Origin of the sequence: Duganella sp. Leaf126 (assembly GCF_001423125.1) — a bacterium.
Lineage (GTDB): Bacteria > Pseudomonadota > Gammaproteobacteria > Burkholderiales > Burkholderiaceae_D > Rugamonas.
The window spans coordinates 37965-52389 of the sequence record NZ_LMNW01000033.1 but is presented as its reverse complement, the minus strand read 5'-3'; the positions used below and the strand labels follow the sequence as shown (position 1 = coordinate 52389).

12 protein-coding genes and 1 riboswitch are annotated in these 14425 nt (G+C 64.8%); of the genes, 4 read left to right on the top strand and 8 right to left on the bottom strand.

Features of this window, described 5'->3' with window-relative positions; translation table 11 throughout:
* Positions 1-56 precede the first annotated feature (56 nt).
* From dksA to ASF61_RS18225, 5 genes are all read right to left on the bottom strand, one after another.
* The gene (gene dksA, locus ASF61_RS18245; RefSeq protein WP_082491801.1) at positions 57-500 is read right to left on the bottom strand and encodes an RNA polymerase-binding protein DksA; all 444 of its coding nucleotides are present in this window, start codon (positions 498-500) and stop codon (positions 57-59) included.
* 146 nt (positions 501-646) lie between these two features.
* Positions 647-1702: a GTP-binding protein gene (locus tag ASF61_RS18240; protein WP_056159107.1), complete on the bottom strand. Its 1056-nt coding sequence runs from the start codon at positions 1700-1702 to the stop codon at positions 647-649.
* 146 nt (positions 1703-1848) lie between these two features.
* Positions 1849-2964, bottom strand: a complete 1116-nt coding sequence (locus ASF61_RS24220; protein WP_229205919.1) for a tyrosine recombinase XerC — start codon at positions 2962-2964, stop codon at positions 1849-1851.
* Positions 2965-2966: 2 nt separating this feature from the next.
* Positions 2967-3635 (bottom strand): DUF484 family protein, encoded by a 669-nt coding sequence (locus ASF61_RS18230; RefSeq protein WP_056159104.1) that lies wholly within the window; start codon positions 3633-3635, stop codon positions 2967-2969.
* Positions 3636-3745: 110 nt separating this feature from the next.
* Positions 3746-4807, bottom strand: coding sequence for a porin (locus ASF61_RS18225; protein WP_056159100.1), 1062 nt, complete (start codon positions 4805-4807; stop codon positions 3746-3748).
* A 415-nt stretch (positions 4808-5222) separates the two neighbouring features.
* Here ASF61_RS18225 and ASF61_RS18220 point away from each other — a divergent pair, with 415 nt between their 5' ends.
* Complete coding sequence (locus ASF61_RS18220) at positions 5223-6638, top strand: SEL1-like repeat protein (protein ID WP_056159097.1); 1416 nt, start codon at positions 5223-5225, stop codon at positions 6636-6638.
* A 353-nt stretch (positions 6639-6991) separates the two neighbouring features.
* On the opposite strand, the gene dapF is transcribed toward ASF61_RS18220, so the two are convergent.
* Genes dapF through ASF61_RS18205 form a run of 3 tightly spaced genes read right to left on the bottom strand, consistent with a single transcriptional unit; the run spans position 6992 to position 9661 of the window.
* On the bottom strand, positions 6992-7855 hold the full coding sequence (gene dapF, locus ASF61_RS18215; protein ID WP_056159094.1) for a diaminopimelate epimerase: 864 nt from the start codon (positions 7853-7855) through the stop codon (positions 6992-6994).
* Between the two features lie 4 nt (positions 7856-7859).
* On the bottom strand, positions 7860-8750 hold the full coding sequence (locus ASF61_RS18210; protein WP_056159091.1) for a lipid A biosynthesis acyltransferase: 891 nt from the start codon (positions 8748-8750) through the stop codon (positions 7860-7862).
* Entirely contained in the window at positions 8747-9661 is a 915-nt protein-coding gene (locus ASF61_RS18205) for a lysophospholipid acyltransferase family protein (RefSeq protein ID WP_255354581.1), read from the bottom strand. Before ASF61_RS18205 ends, ASF61_RS18210 begins: the two co-directional genes overlap by 4 nt.
* A 146-nt stretch (positions 9662-9807) precedes the next feature.
* On the opposite strand from ASF61_RS18205, the gene metK reads away from it, so the two are divergent.
* The 3 genes from metK to ahcY all read left to right on the top strand — a co-directional run bounded on the left by metK (position 9808) and on the right by ahcY (position 14422).
* Positions 9808-10974, top strand: a complete 1167-nt coding sequence (metK, locus tag ASF61_RS18200) for a methionine adenosyltransferase (RefSeq protein ID WP_056159086.1) — start codon at positions 9808-9810, stop codon at positions 10972-10974.
* A gap of 270 nt (positions 10975-11244) precedes the next feature.
* On the top strand, positions 11245-12831 hold the full coding sequence (locus ASF61_RS24420) for a methyl-accepting chemotaxis protein (protein WP_373994561.1): 1587 nt from the start codon (positions 11245-11247) through the stop codon (positions 12829-12831).
* 69 nt (positions 12832-12900) lie between these two features.
* Positions 12901-12967: riboswitch (S-adenosyl-L-homocysteine riboswitch) on the top strand.
* Positions 12968-12994: 27 nt separating this feature from the next.
* Entirely contained in the window at positions 12995-14422 is a 1428-nt protein-coding gene (gene ahcY, locus ASF61_RS18190; protein WP_056159081.1) for an adenosylhomocysteinase, read from the top strand.
* Positions 14423-14425 lie beyond the last annotated feature (3 nt).

Below are 14425 nucleotides of genomic sequence, written 5' to 3'. Positions count from 1 at the left end.
GCAAAAAAAAGCACGCGGGGTCAGGCGCGTGCTCGGGCAATCATGCTGGCGGGCGATCAGTCGCCGTACAGCTTCTGTTTCAGTTCGCGGCGCTGCTGCGCTTCCAGCGACAGGGTGGCGGTCGGGCGTGCGATCAGGCGCGGGATGCCGATCGGCTCGCCCGTCTCTTCGCACCAGCCGTAGTCGCCGCCGTCGATGGCGACGATCGACTGCTGGACTTTTTTCAGCAGCTTGCGTTCGCGGTCGCGGGTGCGCAATTCCAGCGCGTGTTCTTCCTCAATGGTGGCGCGGTCGGCCGGATCGGGTACCAGCACGGTTTCGCGCAGGTGCTCGGTGGTTTCGTCAGCGTTCTTGAGCAGCTCTTTTTCCAGCTGTTGCAGTTTCGCCTTGAAAAATGCCATCTGCGCCGGATTCATATAATCCTTTTCATCCATCTTCAGAATTTCTTCTTCGGTCAGGATGCGCTCGGCTGCGGTCGATTTATTAGTTTTAGTGGTCATAACTTCGCTTACCTTCGATACGACAGAGTTTTCAAATTGATCAGCAGAAGGGCCCCAGGCCGTTGCGCTGCACCGGTATCCGCCGCTGGCCGGACCAGCTTGCAGATGGTGTGGTGTTTATGCTATCCCCACAAAACCCGGATAGTTTATACCAGACATTGTTCTAATCCGCTAATAAAGATATCTTTCGGCAGATTTTTACCGATAAACACCATTTTGCTGCCACGGGCCTCGTTTTCACCCCATTTGGCGCCGAGGTCGGTGCCCATAATCTGGTGCACGCCCTGGAATACCACCTTGCGGTCAGCGTCCTGCATCAACAATACGCCTTTATAGCGCAACATGCGCGGACCGTAGACATTGACCAGGCCGCCGAGGAACTCGTCGAGCTTGGCCGTATCGAACGGCCGCGTGCTCCTGAAGACGAACGCGGCGATGTCGTCGCTATGGTGGCTGTGATGGTGATCGTGGTCATGGTGGTGTCCGTGGTCATGCCCGTGCTGGTGGCCGCAGTGCTCGTCGTGGACGTGGTCGTCGTCGTGGGTCTGGTCGGTGGCCAGGAAGTCCGGATCGAGCTCAAGCTTGTCGTTGAGATTGAAGCCTTTCAGGTCCAGCACCTCGGCCAGCGGCGCGCGGCCGAAGTCGCTGGTGCTGACCGGTGCGCGCGGGTTGATGCGTTTCAGGCGCGCGGTCAGCGCGGCCAGCTGCTCGGGCGTGACCAGGTCGGTTTTCGACAGCAGCAGCTTGTCGGCAAAGCCCACCTGGCGCTGGGCTTCCTCGTGCTGGTCCAGCTGTTCCATCGCATGGCGGGCATCGACCACGGTCACCACGGCGTCGAGCATGAAGTGCGCGCCCACTTCCTCGTCCACGAAGAACGTCTGCGCCACCGGACCGGGATTGGCCAGGCCCGTGGTTTCGATCACCACGCGGTCGAAGCTGATGGTGCCGGCTGCGCGCTTTTGCGCCAGGCTGCTCAAGGCCACGATCAGGTCGCCGCGCACGGTGCAGCAGATGCAGCCATTGTTCATCTCGACGATCTGTTCGCTGCTGTCCTGGACCAGGATTTCGTTGTCGATGTTTTCCTGGCCAAACTCGTTTTCGATCACGGCGATGCGCATGCCGTGCGGCTCCTGCAGGATGCGGTTGAGCAGCGTGGTCTTGCCGGCGCCGAGAAAGCCGGTGAGGATGGTGGTAGGTATCATGTGCGCGCCAGTCTGTTGTGTGGGAGCCCGAGATGGGGATCGAATGCAAAAATGCAATCGCTGATTATGCCGGAAATTCGGTGGCGCCCATGTTTTGTCCGATTGAGGCGGGTCAGCGCCGCCGGCGCGCAATGATGGCTACCGTGTTATTTCAGTTTGGCGCGCGGATGGGCCTGGTCGTACACCTCGGCCAGGCGCTGGAAGTCGAGCGCCGTGTACACCTGGGTCGAGCTGATGCTGGCGTGGCCCAGCATTTCCTGCACCGCCCGCAAGTCGCCCGACGATTGCAGCACGTGCGAGGCAAACGAGTGGCGCAACATGTGCGGATGCACATGGACCGGCGCGCCGCTGGCCACACCGTGGGCCTGCAGGCGCTGCTGGATCACGCGCGGCGACACGCGGGTGCCGCGCGTGCTCAAAAACAGGGCAGCACTGCCGTCCGCTGGCGCCGGCCGCACTGCCAGCCAGGCCGCCAGCGCGGCCATCGCCGCCTGGCCCACCGGCACCACGCGGCGCTTGTTGCCCTTGCCGGTGACCACCACTTCGCGGTTTTCCGGCACGATCCAGCCGAGTGCGTCTTTTCCGGGCACGGCGTCCAGGCCGGCCAGTTCCGAGACGCGCAAGCCGCTCGAATACAGCAGCTCGAACATGGCGCGGTTGCACAGCGCGGCAGGTTCGCTGCCACGGCCGCCGTAGCCACCGTGGCTGTTATTGCTGCCACTGCTGCGGCCACTGCTGCTGCCGCGATCGCTGCTGTTGCCGCTGTTGCTGCTGCCCCCGCCATCGCTGCCCCTGCCGCTATCGCTGGCACTGCCATCATGGGTTCCATTGCGCACGTCTCGGTGACGCGGCGCCACCAGCTGCACGGCGTCGTCCACCGACAGCGCGCGCGGCAGGGTCTTGGCGCGCTTGGGGGCGCGCACGCCTTGCACCGGGTTGGCGGCCAGCGCGGTCTGGGTACCGAGCCAGTCGAAAAAGCCGCGCCAGCTCGAGAGCTTGCGGGCGATCGAGCGCGGATCGAGTGCACGCGCGTGCAGCCTGGCAGTGAGGCGGCGCATCAGGAAATGGTCGATGTCGGCCCAGTCGCGCCCTTCGGCCAGCGTGCGCAGTTCGGCCAGGTCGCGGCCGTAGGCCGCCGTGGTATTGGCCGACAGCTGGCGGCCGTGGCGCAGGTGCGCCAAGTAGTCGGCGATCCAGTCGCGGGATGCGGCAGCGTCGGCGGCCGCCGCAGCATGCTGCACCCCGGCGCCCGCGCCTGTCATGGTCAGGCCAGCAGCCAGGCCAGCGCGGTGCTGCTGGTTTCGCCCATGTGGACCAGGAAATCGGTGGCCATCAGCGAGGTGAAACGGTTGGCGTCCGACGAACCCATGACCAGCAAGCCGAAAGCCTGCTTGTCGCCGGCTTTGCGCAGCGGAATGATGACGGTGGACACCACGCTGGCCGGATCGTCGAGCCAGCGCACGGCTTCGAAGTCTTTGTTGCTGCCGCAATACGGCGACAGCAGGCTGTTGGCGAAGATGCGCACATCGTCGCTGACATCCTTGGTGAACCATTCGCCGGCGTAATCGGGCGCGGTGTGCCACAGGCGCACCGTCACTTGCGGCACGTCGAAGGCCGATTTCAGGCCGCTGACCACCGCGTGGGGCATGGAACCCACGTCCTCCGATTCCAGCAGCACCTTGGTCCAGCGGTGGAACTTGTTGGCGATGGCTTCGTTTTCCGAAGCCAGGCGCATCAGGTTGCTCATGCGCAGTTCCAGCGTCTTGTATTTCTCGCGCATCACTTCCATCTGCCGTTCCTGCAGCGAGACGGCGCGCCCCGTCACGGGGCTGGCGAGCTTGACCTCGCCCAGCAGATCGGTGTGTTCGTCGAAGAAGTTCGGGTGCTCGGTGATGTACTGCGCGACAAGTGTGGAATCCAGTTGGACGGTCATGGCTGCTCTATCTAAAACGGGTGGAAACTAATCGGTCATTCTACCCGACCCCGGCAAAAAAGACGGACAAGGTTGCCCTTGTCCGTGATTTTTGCGCAGCAGCAACGACGTCAGAAGTTGTGGTGGATGCCGATGCTGTAGAAGTTGAAGGCGGTAACGGCTTTCTTGCGCGCCGCGTCCACATACAGATAGGTGCGCGGCGACAGGTTGTAGTCGTAGCCGAGCGAGTACTGGCGCGTCTTGGCGATGTTGGGATCGCCGAACTGGTTGTCGGGGCGCTTCTGGCCGTAGCCGGCCCGGATCAGCCCCAGGCCCATCGTGTAATTGGCGCCCAACACCCAGGCCTTGGTTTCAGGATTGATGAACACGCTTTCTTCCTGGTCCTGCTTCTGGTACGTGGCCATCAGCTTGAGCGGTTCGATCGGCTTGAACCAGGCGCCCACCGACCACAGCGTGGTGTCCACGGCATTGCGTTCGTAGGCCGCATAGGCCGAGAACTTGCCTTGCGTGGCCGTGGCGCTGACCGAATACGGTACCACCGATGCCTGGCTGTTGACCGGGAACTGCGGCGCCAGCGCGGTACCGCGGCCGATGATGGCCGGGTTGTTGTTGGCTTCCTTGGACGCCACCGTCGCGTTGAGCTGGAAGATGCCGGCGATCAGCGGCGTGTTGTAGAACACGGCATTGGAAAAGCGGTTGGTCGAGTTGCCGGCCGGACCGAGCGGATCGCTGGTGTAACCGGCCACCTGCAGGTCGGTCTGGTAGCCGGCCACGGCGGGCATGCCGCTCCAGGGTTCGTAGGCGGTGCTGGTTTCCTGGAAGGCTGTCAGGCCGCGGCCGATGCGCACCGTGCCGAAGTTGCCTTGCAGGCCAACCCGCGACTGGCCCTGGAACAGCGGCCGGGTATTGTTTTCGAAAGTGCCGGTATCGGGCTCGTAGCGGATCTCGAGCTGGAACAAGGCCGAGAGGCCATTGCCCAGGTCTTCGACTCCGCGAAAGCCCAGCTTGTTGTTGTCGCGCTTGCCCACCACGGTAGGCGTGTTGGGGCCGCTACGATTGGCGAGGCCGGCGTCGAGCGTGCCGTAAATCGACACCGACGATTGCGCCTGCGCGCCGGGATGGGCGCCGAGTACCGCGCCGGTCAGTGCCAGGGCCACGAGAGTTTTCTTCATTGAGAGGTTCCTTTTTTAAGTAGATCGAACAAGCGTCCGCCGCTGTATCGGTACTGGTAGGTCCTTGGTTCGGAACCTTAAAGGCTCGCCGGGCAAATTGCGCGGGAGTGGTCGATTGGAGAAGCTTGTCTTGGTTGAAAGCTTGGTAACGGCAGCTGCTTGTGGTTTTTTTGAAACGCGGGAGTTACCCCGCCAGGTCACGCCTTCTTTGCCAGGGGTTACGCGAACTCCTTTCAATCGGGCACTAAAACAGCTCTAGCCTACAAGCGCGGGCGGGGAGGGCGATTTGTGGGAGATCAAGCCGTGGCGCGGTTTCTCTGGTATGTGGCGCGGATCGCACGCTACACTGGACGACAACTCCGCCGTACCAGGCCTTGGGCCTGATCAATTCTCCCCTGGTTAAACGATGTAAGCGATGGCCAATCGAGCAGAACTTTGCGTCATCCGTGGCGCACGCGCCGGCGACCCCGCCAGCCAGCTGGCGCTGGGCAAGCTCTACCTGTTCGGCGGTACCGGCCTGCCGCGCAACATGCCCACCGCGCTGCACTGGCTCGACCGCGCGGCGCGCCAGCAGCAGGCCGAAGCGTGGATGCTGATCGGCAGCCACGTCCCGCTCGAACATGCCCGCCATTGCCTGAACGAGGTGCTGCCGTGGTACCAGCGCGCCTACGCGGCCGGGGTCGAGCAGGCTGGACTGGTGCTGGCGCAGCTGGCGCCAGCCGATCCTGCCACTCCTGTCAACCCGCAGCCGCGCCTGCAGCAACCGCTGCCGCAGCAGGAGCGGCTTGCAGCGGACGCTGGCTGTCGTGCCGTCGCCGCTGCCGCACCGTCGGTGCTCCACGCGGCACTGTCCGGCGTCGAAGCGGCGCGCGCTGGCCGGACGCCGGCTGCGGGCAGCCGCGAACAGCTTGCCGGTGCGCCCGCGCTGGCCGCCCATGGCGTCGAGCAGGTAATTGCCGGCCCTGCTGCCGCCCGCCACGCGGCACGGTCCGGTCCTGCCCTGCCTGCTGCCAGCGGCGGCCAGAGTACGGAGCGCCTCGAGCAGGCTGCCATGGCCGGTGACCGTGCCGCACAGCTGGCGCTCGGTTTATGGTGCGCGCGCCTGCAGCGCGACGGCCAGCGGCAGGCCGATGGGATTGCCACCGTCAACTTCAAGCGCGCGATCCGCTGGCTGACCATGGCTGGCGGGCAGGGCGATGCCGAGGCCTGGTTCGCGCTGTCGCGCATTTATCTGAAACCGGAATTTTCACAGCGCAGCGTGGCCGAGGCACAGGTGTACCTGGAGCGCGCGGCCGAGCTCGGTCACCGCGCTGCGCAAGTTGCGTGCGGCCTGCAGGCCTGGCGCCACCGCCGCCACGTTGCAGGTGGCGACGTACGCGCCGTGTACTGGCTGCAGAAAGCGGCAGCACAGGGAAGTGCCCAGGCGCAGCAGCAACTGGACCGGATTGCGCAGGCGCCGCGCGGCGCAGCCTGGGTGCAGGCTTTGGCGCCGGACGCCATCGCCGTGCTGGCCCTGCGCCAGCCGCTGCTGGCGGCGCGCCTGATGCTGGCACACGCGTTCAACCTGACCCGCGCCGAGACCTTGCTGCTCGACGTGAAGGAGGCCGATCACGGCCATTGCCTGGTGGTCGATATCCGCGCCAGCTACGGCCGCAGCAAGCGGCGCCTGGTGGCGCTGCGCACGGCGCAGCAACGGCAGTTGCTGGACCAGGTCGTGGCACAGTTCGACCGCGCGGGCGCGGCGCCAGAAGGCAATTACCGCCAGCGTCTATACCGGCTCAAGCATTGTCTGCCGGCGCTGGCCGGCGCCGGCTGCAGCGCCCCTGGTTGACGTGCCGTTGACTGCAGCGCTCCTGGCTGCAGCGCTGTTGGTTGAAGCCCCCTGGCTGAAGCGCCCTTGGCTTAGACGCCCTCGGCTGAAGCGCCCTGGCTGCAGCGCCGTTGGTTGAAGCCCCTTGGCTGAAGCGCCCCTGGTTGAAGCGTCCCTGGCTGCAGCACCGTTGCTTGAAGCCCCTGGCTAAAGCGCCCCTGGCTAAAGCGCCCCTGGCTAGAGCGCCCCTGGCTAGAGCGCCCCTGGCTAGAGCGCCCCTGGCTGAAGTGCCGCCGGCTACAACGCCTCTGGCTAAAGCGCCCTCGGCTGAAGCACCCACGGCGCCCTGACACGGCAGCACCGGCGCAATCGTGCTAGATCTCGATCTCGCCTTCGAACACGGTTACGGCCGGGCCCGTCAGCAGCACGGGCTCGCCTTCGCCTGCCCAGCTGATCGATAACTGGCCGCCGCGCGCATCGACGCGCACCGGGCTGTCGAGCAGGCCGCGGCGGATGCCGGCCACGGCAGCGGCGCAGGCGCCGGTGCCGCAGGCCAGGGTCTCGCCCACGCCGCGCTCGAAGACGCGCAGCTTGACGTGGCGGCGGTCGAGCACCTGCATGAAGCCGGCGTTGACGCGGTTCGGAAAGCGCACATGGTGCTCGATGAGCGGACCGGTCAGTTCTACCGGCGCCGTCTCGACATCGTCGACGATCTGCACCGCGTGCGGATTGCCCATCGACACCGCCGAGATCAGCACGGTCTCGCGCGCGCCGCCCAGCTCCAGCACCAGCGGCCACAAGGTGTCGTGGCCCTGCGGCGTGCCCTGCAAGCCCTCGGCGTCGAACGGCACCCGTGTGGCGTCGAGCACCGGCGCGCCCATGTCCACCGTGATGCTGCCATCGGCTTCCAAGCGCGGTGCGATCACGCCGGCACGGGTCTCGACCGTGATGCTGCGCTGGTCGGTCAGGCCTTTTTCGGCCACGAACTTGACGAACGCGCGCGAGCCGTTGCCGCATTGCTCGACCTCGCCGCCATCGGCGTTGAAGATGCGGTAGCGGAAGTCGCAGCCCGGCGCGGTCGGCTTTTCCACCAGCAGGATCTGGTCGGCGCCCACGCCGAAGCGGCGGTCGCCGAGCAAGCGCCACTGCGCTGCGGTGAAATCGATCTGCTGGTTGATGCCGTCGATGACCACGAAGTCGTTGCCGGCGCCGTGCATTTTGGTGAATTTGAGTTTCATGGTGTTATTTGTGACGGTTGTACAGCGACGGCTCGCCGTTGGGGCGGGTCTTGAAGCGCTTGTGGGTCCAGAAATATTCGGCTGGCGCTTCGCGCACGCGCTCCTCGATGAACGCGTTCATGCGGCGGGTGGCGGCCACCATGTCGGTGCCCGGGTAATTGTCCCACACCGGATAGAATTTCACGCGCCAGCCCTGGTAGTCGGGCAGGAAGGTGGCGATCACCGGCATCACCTGGGCACCGGTGGTGGCGGCGATGCGCGCGGTGGCGGTCAGGGTGGCCGCCTCGATGCCGAAGAACGGCACGAACTCGGCATCCTTTTCGCCGAAGTCCATGTCCGGCAGCATGAAGTACGGGAGCTTGTCGCGCAGCGCGCGCAGGATCGGCTTGATGCCGTCCTGGCGCGTAAACAGCTTGACCGGCTTGAAGCGGGCGCGGCCGGCACGCAGCACCTTGTCGAAGGCGGCATTCTTTTGCGTCACGTACATCGACGAGGCGCTGGCCACCATCGCGATCGAGGCGCCGGCCACGTCCAGGCACACGAAGTGCGGGCACAGCAGGATGGTCGGCTGCGCCGTCATCTCCGCCACCGGCACCGGGCCCGGTTCCACCTTGATCAGGCGATTGAGCCGCGCTTCCGATGCCCACCACAGGATGCCGCGTTCCCAGACGCTGCGCGCGTAGGCCTGGAAGTGCTGGCGCGCCAGCGTCACGCGTTCGGCCTCGGTCAGCTCCGGCAGGCACAGCCGTAAGTTGGTGAGCGTGATCTCGCGCCGTGCGCGCAGCAGCATGAACAGGATGCTGCCGGTGAACTTGCCGAAGCGGCCCAGGATGGGCAGCGGCAGCCAGTGCAGCAGCCACATCAATCCGATGGCGAACCAGGTACCAGGCTTCATGCTGCTGCTCCATGCTGTGGCGCTTCGACGCCGTGCGGCACCTTGTAGCGGTTGTAGCTCCAGTAGTACTGGGCGGGATGACGGGCGATCAGCTGTTCCATCGCGGTATTGATCGCCTGCGCCTGGCTGGCAGTGTCGCCGGCCAGCGAGGCGGTAAACGGCACGAAATGGATCACGTAGCCACGGCCGGCAGGCAGACGCTCGGCATAGGTGACGATCACGGTGGCGTCGCCCAGCTGCGCCAGCTTGGCGGGCAGCGTCATGGTGTAGGCGTCGCGCCCGAAGAAGGTGGCCCACACGCCGTCGCCTTCCTGCGGCACCTGGTCCGGCAGCAGGCCGATCGGCCGGCCCTTCTTGAGGAACTTGGCCAGCATGCGCACGCCGCCCATATTGGCCGGCGCCAGCAGCAGGTTGTCGCGCGCGCGCGCATCTTCGATCAGCGGTTTCAGGGCAGCCTGCCTGGGCGGCCGGTACATCACCATCAGCTCGGTGCGCAGCGCGATTTCCTGCGCCACGATCTCGAAGCAGCCCAGGTGGGGCGTGAGGAAGACGATGCCGCGGCCGGCGTCGAGCTCATGCTGGACCAGCTGCCAGTTCTCGAGCGTGGCGTGACGCGACACGCGCGCCGGATCGGCGCACCAGATGAACGGCAGTTCCAATATGCTTTTACCAGCCTCGGCAATGGCGGCGGACAGGTGGTGCGTGTAGCCGGCCTGCGCCATGTTGGCGCGCATGTGGCGGCGGTGCGATGACGACATCAGGTAAACCACCCAGCCGAGCGCGCCGCCGACGGCATGCAATACGGGCAAGGGAAACGACGATAAAAAACGGAAAATGGGTACGAGCATGAAAGTGTGGAGCCTGTGTGGTTTGCTTGTCCTGCTGCAGGTTTGGTACTGGACGAGAAGCAAGTTTTTTCAAAAAAGCGTAAAATAACACGTTAGAAGGAACCGCTGAGTTAATGACAACTTGCGATGCGGGATACAAATATCGCTAAAGCGTCGCAAGCCGTGCTGGTATGCGACAACCATTTTTTAGTCACGATCAGGAGCTTGCGATGTCTAATGACTACCTCTTTACTTCCGAATCCGTCTCCGAAGGCCACCCCGACAAGGTTGCGGACCAGATTTCCGACGCCATCCTCGACGCCATCCTGGCCCAGGACCCGAAAGCGCGCGTGGCGGCCGAAACCCTGTGCAACACCGGTCTGGTGGTGCTGGCCGGTGAAATCACCACCCACGCCAACGTCGATTATATTCAAGTTGCCCGCGAAACCATCAAGCGCATTGGTTACGACAATACCGACTTCGGCATCGACTACCGCGGTTGCGCCGTGCTGGTCGCCTACGACAAGCAGTCGCCCGACATCGCCCAGGGCGTCGATGAAGGCGCAGGGATCGACCTCGACCAGGGCGCCGGCGACCAGGGCCTGATGTTCGGCTACGCCTGCGACGAAACCCCGGAACTGATGCCCGCTGCCATCCACTACGCCCACCGCCTGGTCGAGCGCCAGTCGCAGCTGCGCAAGGATGGCCGCCTGCCATGGCTGCGTCCCGACGCCAAGTCGCAGGTCACGCTGCGCTATGTCAATGGCCGTCCGGTGGCCGTGGACACGGTCGTGCTGTCCACCCAGCATGCGCCGGACATGCAGCACAAGCAGATCGAGGAAGCGGTGATCGAAGAGATCATCAAGCAGGTGCTGCCGCGCGAATGGCTGGCCGAGACCAAGTACCTGGTCAACCCGACCGGCCGCTTCGTCATCGGCGGCCCGCAGGGCGACTGCGGGCTGACCGGCCGCAAGATCATCGTCGACACCTACGGCGGCGCCAGCCCGCACGGCGGCGGCGCGTTCTCGGGCAAGGATCCGACCAAGGTGGACCGCTCGGCTGCGTACGCGGCCCGTTACGTGGCCAAGAACGTGGTCGCGGCCGGCCTGGCGCGCCAGTGCCAGGTGCAGGTGTCGTACGCGATCGGCGTGGCCCGCCCGATCAATATCACCGTCTACACCGAAGGTACGGGCGTGATCCCGGACGAGCAGATCGCCAAGCTGGTGATGGAGCATTTCGACCTGCGCCCGAAAGGCATCGTGCAGATGCTCGACCTGCTGCGCCCGATCTACGCCAAGACCGCCGCCTACGGCCACTTCGGCCGCGAAGAGCCGGAATTCAGCTGGGAGCACACCGACAAGGCTGCCATCCTGCGCGACGCCGCCGGTCTCAAGTAATCCGGTATTGCGGGCCTGTCAGGCAGGCCTGCATCGTTTCCGCGCCAGCCGGCGCCCGTCCTCGCGGCGGGCGCCGGTTTTTTTTATCGGGTGTGGTCTGGTTGCGACGGCAACACGCATTACCACGATGTAATGGTTGGTTAGTTGATCTTAATAAATTTTCGTGTAATCATTGAAAATTCTAATTTGCAACTAAACTTCAGCTTCCTTCATGGCGCCAGAAGTGATCACTGTGAAGGCAACGGTATGCAGGCGTTTAACCGACTCCAAATGATGACCCGGCTGATGGTCGGCTTCCTGTCGCTGCTGGCGATGACGATCGCACTGGGCGGCTTTGCCATCTTCGAGCTGGCCAACGTCAACCAGGTCTCCACCGACATGGAAGTGAGCCATCTGCCCAAGGTGCGCGCCACCATGGACATGAATACCAACACGTCCGACTTCCGCGTGGCTGAACTGCAACACGTGGCCTCCGGCGCGGCAGCGGACAAGAAGCGCTACGACACCGCCATGGCCGCGGTGCTGAACGTATTCGAGGCCAATCGCGCCGAGTACGTCCAGCTCATCGACAGCGCCGACGAGCGCGCGCTGTACGATCGTTTCAAGCGCGACTGGGACCAGTACCTGGTCGAGAACGCGCGCATCGTTGAATTGTCGCGCAGCAACAACAGTGAGCAGGCGCAGGCGCTCAACCGCAATGCCCAGGTCCTGTTTGACAAGCTCAGCAACGAATTGCTGGCGCTGGCCAATCTCAACCTGACCCGGTCCAGGGAAGCGAGCCACCAGGGCGACCAGACTTATGCCAGCGCGCGGGTGGCGATCATCGCCGTGCTGGCGGTGATGGTGGTGCTGGGCCTGGCGTTTGCCGTGTTCGTCGCGCGCAACCTGCGCAACCAGCTCGGCGGCGAACCGGCCTACGCGGTGGACGTGGTGCGCCGCATTGCCGACGGCGATCTCGGCTTCGAGGTCGAGGTGGCTGCAGGCGGCACCGACAGCCTGCTGGCGGCCATGCAAAGCATGCGCAGCAAGCTGGCGGTCATCGTCGGCGACGTGCGCGGCGGTACCGACACCATCGCCGCCGCCTCGCAGCAGATCGCCTCCGGCAATATCGACCTGTCGGCGCGCACCGAGCAGCAGGCCAGTGCGCTCGAGGAAACCGCGGCGTCGATGGAAGAACTGACGTCCACCGTCCGGCAGAACGCCGACAACGCGCGCCAGGCCAACCGGCTGGCGCTGAGCGCCTCCGAGGTGGCCGTGCGCGGCGGGACGGTGGTGGCGGACGTGGTGGGCACCATGGACGAGATCAATGCCTCGTCGCGCAAGATCGCCGAGATCACCGGGGTCATCGACAGCATCGCCTTCCAGACCAACATCCTGGCGCTGAACGCGGCCGTGGAAGCGGCGCGCGCGGGCGAGCAGGGGCGCGGCTTTGCCGTGGTGGCGTCCGAGGTGCGCAACCTGGCGCAGCGCAGCGCCACGGCCGCGCGCGACATCAAGCAGCTGATCGGCGACTCGGTCGACAAGGTGGGCGCTGGCACCGTGCTGGTCGGTACGGCCGGCGCGACCATGCGCGACGTGGTGACCAGCATCCAGCAGGTGGCCGACATGATGAGCGAGATCACCGCCGCCAGCGTCGAGCAGAGCGCCGGCATCGAACAGGTCAACCAGGCCGTGACCCAGATGGACCAGGTGACCCAGCAGAATGCCGCGCTGGTCGAAGAAGCGGCTGCCGCTGCCGAGTCGATGCGCGAACAGGCGCGCCACCTGTCGCGGGCGATCGGCATCTTCAAGCTGGGCGCCGACCGGCCTGCGGTGGCGGCCGGAACCGGCCCGGCACGCCTGGCGCTGGCAGGCTAGCAGGGCCGGCCGGCGCGCCGGGCACGCTGCTTTTTGTGGCAAATTCCGCGCGGGCGGTGCTAAAATGCATGTTCCGAGGAGCGCTGCGACGAATCCTTTTCGCCAGGCTCGGAATCTGCAACCGCGCTCACGTTACTTTTTTCTAACACGAAAGGAGGGCGTGATGAACGCCGTACTCAAACCGCAGCAAGACTACCTGGTCGCCGATATTTCCCTGTCCCCGTGGGGCGACAAGGAAATCAAGATTGCCGAAACCGAAATGCCGGGCCTGATGGCCATCCGCGAAGAATTCGCTGCCAGCCAGCCGTTGAAAGGCGCGCGCATCACCGGCTCGCTGCACATGACCATCCAGACCGCCGTGCTGATCCAGACGCTGGAAGCGCTGGGCGCCAGCGTGCGCTGGGCCTCGTGCAATATCTATTCGACCCAGGACCACGCCGCTGCCGCCATTGCTGCCGCCGGCACCCCGGTGTTCGCCATCAAGGGCGAAACCCTCGACGAATACTGGGATTACACCCACCGCATCTTCGAGTGGCCGGCGGACGCGGCCGGCAATGCCGTGTACTCGAACATGATCCTCGACGACGGCGGCGACGCCACCCTGCTGCTGCATCTGGGCGCCCGCGCCGAGCAGGACATCTCGGTGGTCGGCAACCCGACCTCGGAAGAAGAGATCTGCCTGTTCAACGCCATCAAGGCCAAGCTGGCGATCGACCCGGCCTGGTACTCCAAGCGCCTGCCGCACATCCTGGGCGTGACCGAGGAAACCACCACCGGCGTGCACCGCCTGTACCAGATGCACAAGGAGGGCAAGCTGGCCTTCCCGGCCATCAACGTCAACGATTCGGTCACCAAGTCCAAGTTCGACAACCTGTACGGCTGCCGCGAATCGCTGGTCGACGGCATCAAGCGCGCCACCGACGTCATGATCGCCGGTAAAGTGGCCGTGATCGCCGGTTACGGCGACGTCGGCAAGGGCTCGGCCCAGGCCATGCGCGCGCTGTCGGCGCAGGTGTGGGTGACCGAGATCGACCCGATCTGCGCGCTGCAGGCTGCGATGGAAGGCTACCGCGTGGTGACCATGGACTACGCTGCCGAACACGGCGACATTTTTGTTACGTGCACCGGCAACTACCACATCCTCACCGAAGAGCACATGCTCAAGATGAAGGACCAGGCCATCGTCTGCAACATCGGCCACTTCGACAACGAGATCGATGTTGCTGCCCTCAAGAAGTACACCTGGGAAAACATCAAGCCGCAGGTCGATCACGTGATCTTCCCGTCGGGCAAACGCATCATCCTGCTGGCCGAAGGCCGCCTGGTGAACCTCGGCTGCGGTACCGGCCACCCGTCGTACGTGATGAGCTCGTCGTTCGCCAACCAGACCATCGCCCAGATCGAACTGTTCGCCAATACGGCCAACTACCCGGTCGGCGTGTACGTGCTGCCGAAGCACCTCGATGAAAAGGTCGCGCGCCTGCAGCTGAAGAAGCTCAACGCGCAGCTGTCGGAGCTGACCCCGGAGCAGGCCGCCTACATCGGCGTGACCATCGAAGGTCCGTACAAGCCTGACCACTACCGCTACTAATCA

What these genes read in the sequence shown, in the direction of transcription:
- dksA (WP_082491801.1), bottom strand. Translation starts at nt 500, where the DNA reads ATGACCACTAAAACTAATAAATCGACCGCAGCCGAGCGCATCCTGACC.
- ASF61_RS18240 (WP_056159107.1), bottom strand. Translation starts at nt 1,702, where the DNA reads ATGATACCTACCACCATCCTCACCGGCTTTCTCGGCGCCGGCAAGACC.
- ASF61_RS24220 (WP_229205919.1), bottom strand. Translation starts at nt 2,964, where the DNA reads ATGACAGGCGCGGGCGCCGGGGTGCAGCATGCTGCGGCGGCCGCCGAC.
- ASF61_RS18230 (WP_056159104.1), bottom strand. Translation starts at nt 3,635, where the DNA reads ATGACCGTCCAACTGGATTCCACACTTGTCGCGCAGTACATCACCGAG.
- ASF61_RS18225 (WP_056159100.1), bottom strand. Translation starts at nt 4,807, where the DNA reads ATGAAGAAAACTCTCGTGGCCCTGGCACTGACCGGCGCGGTACTCGGC.
- ASF61_RS18220 (WP_056159097.1), top strand. Translation starts at nt 5,223, where the DNA reads ATGGCCAATCGAGCAGAACTTTGCGTCATCCGTGGCGCACGCGCCGGC.
- dapF (WP_056159094.1), bottom strand. Translation starts at nt 7,855, where the DNA reads ATGAAACTCAAATTCACCAAAATGCACGGCGCCGGCAACGACTTCGTG.
- ASF61_RS18210 (WP_056159091.1), bottom strand. Translation starts at nt 8,750, where the DNA reads ATGAAGCCTGGTACCTGGTTCGCCATCGGATTGATGTGGCTGCTGCAC.
- metK (WP_056159086.1), top strand. Translation starts at nt 9,808, where the DNA reads ATGTCTAATGACTACCTCTTTACTTCCGAATCCGTCTCCGAAGGCCAC.
- ASF61_RS24420 (WP_373994561.1), top strand. Translation starts at nt 11,245, where the DNA reads ATGATGACCCGGCTGATGGTCGGCTTCCTGTCGCTGCTGGCGATGACG.
- ahcY (WP_056159081.1), top strand. Translation starts at nt 12,995, where the DNA reads ATGAACGCCGTACTCAAACCGCAGCAAGACTACCTGGTCGCCGATATT.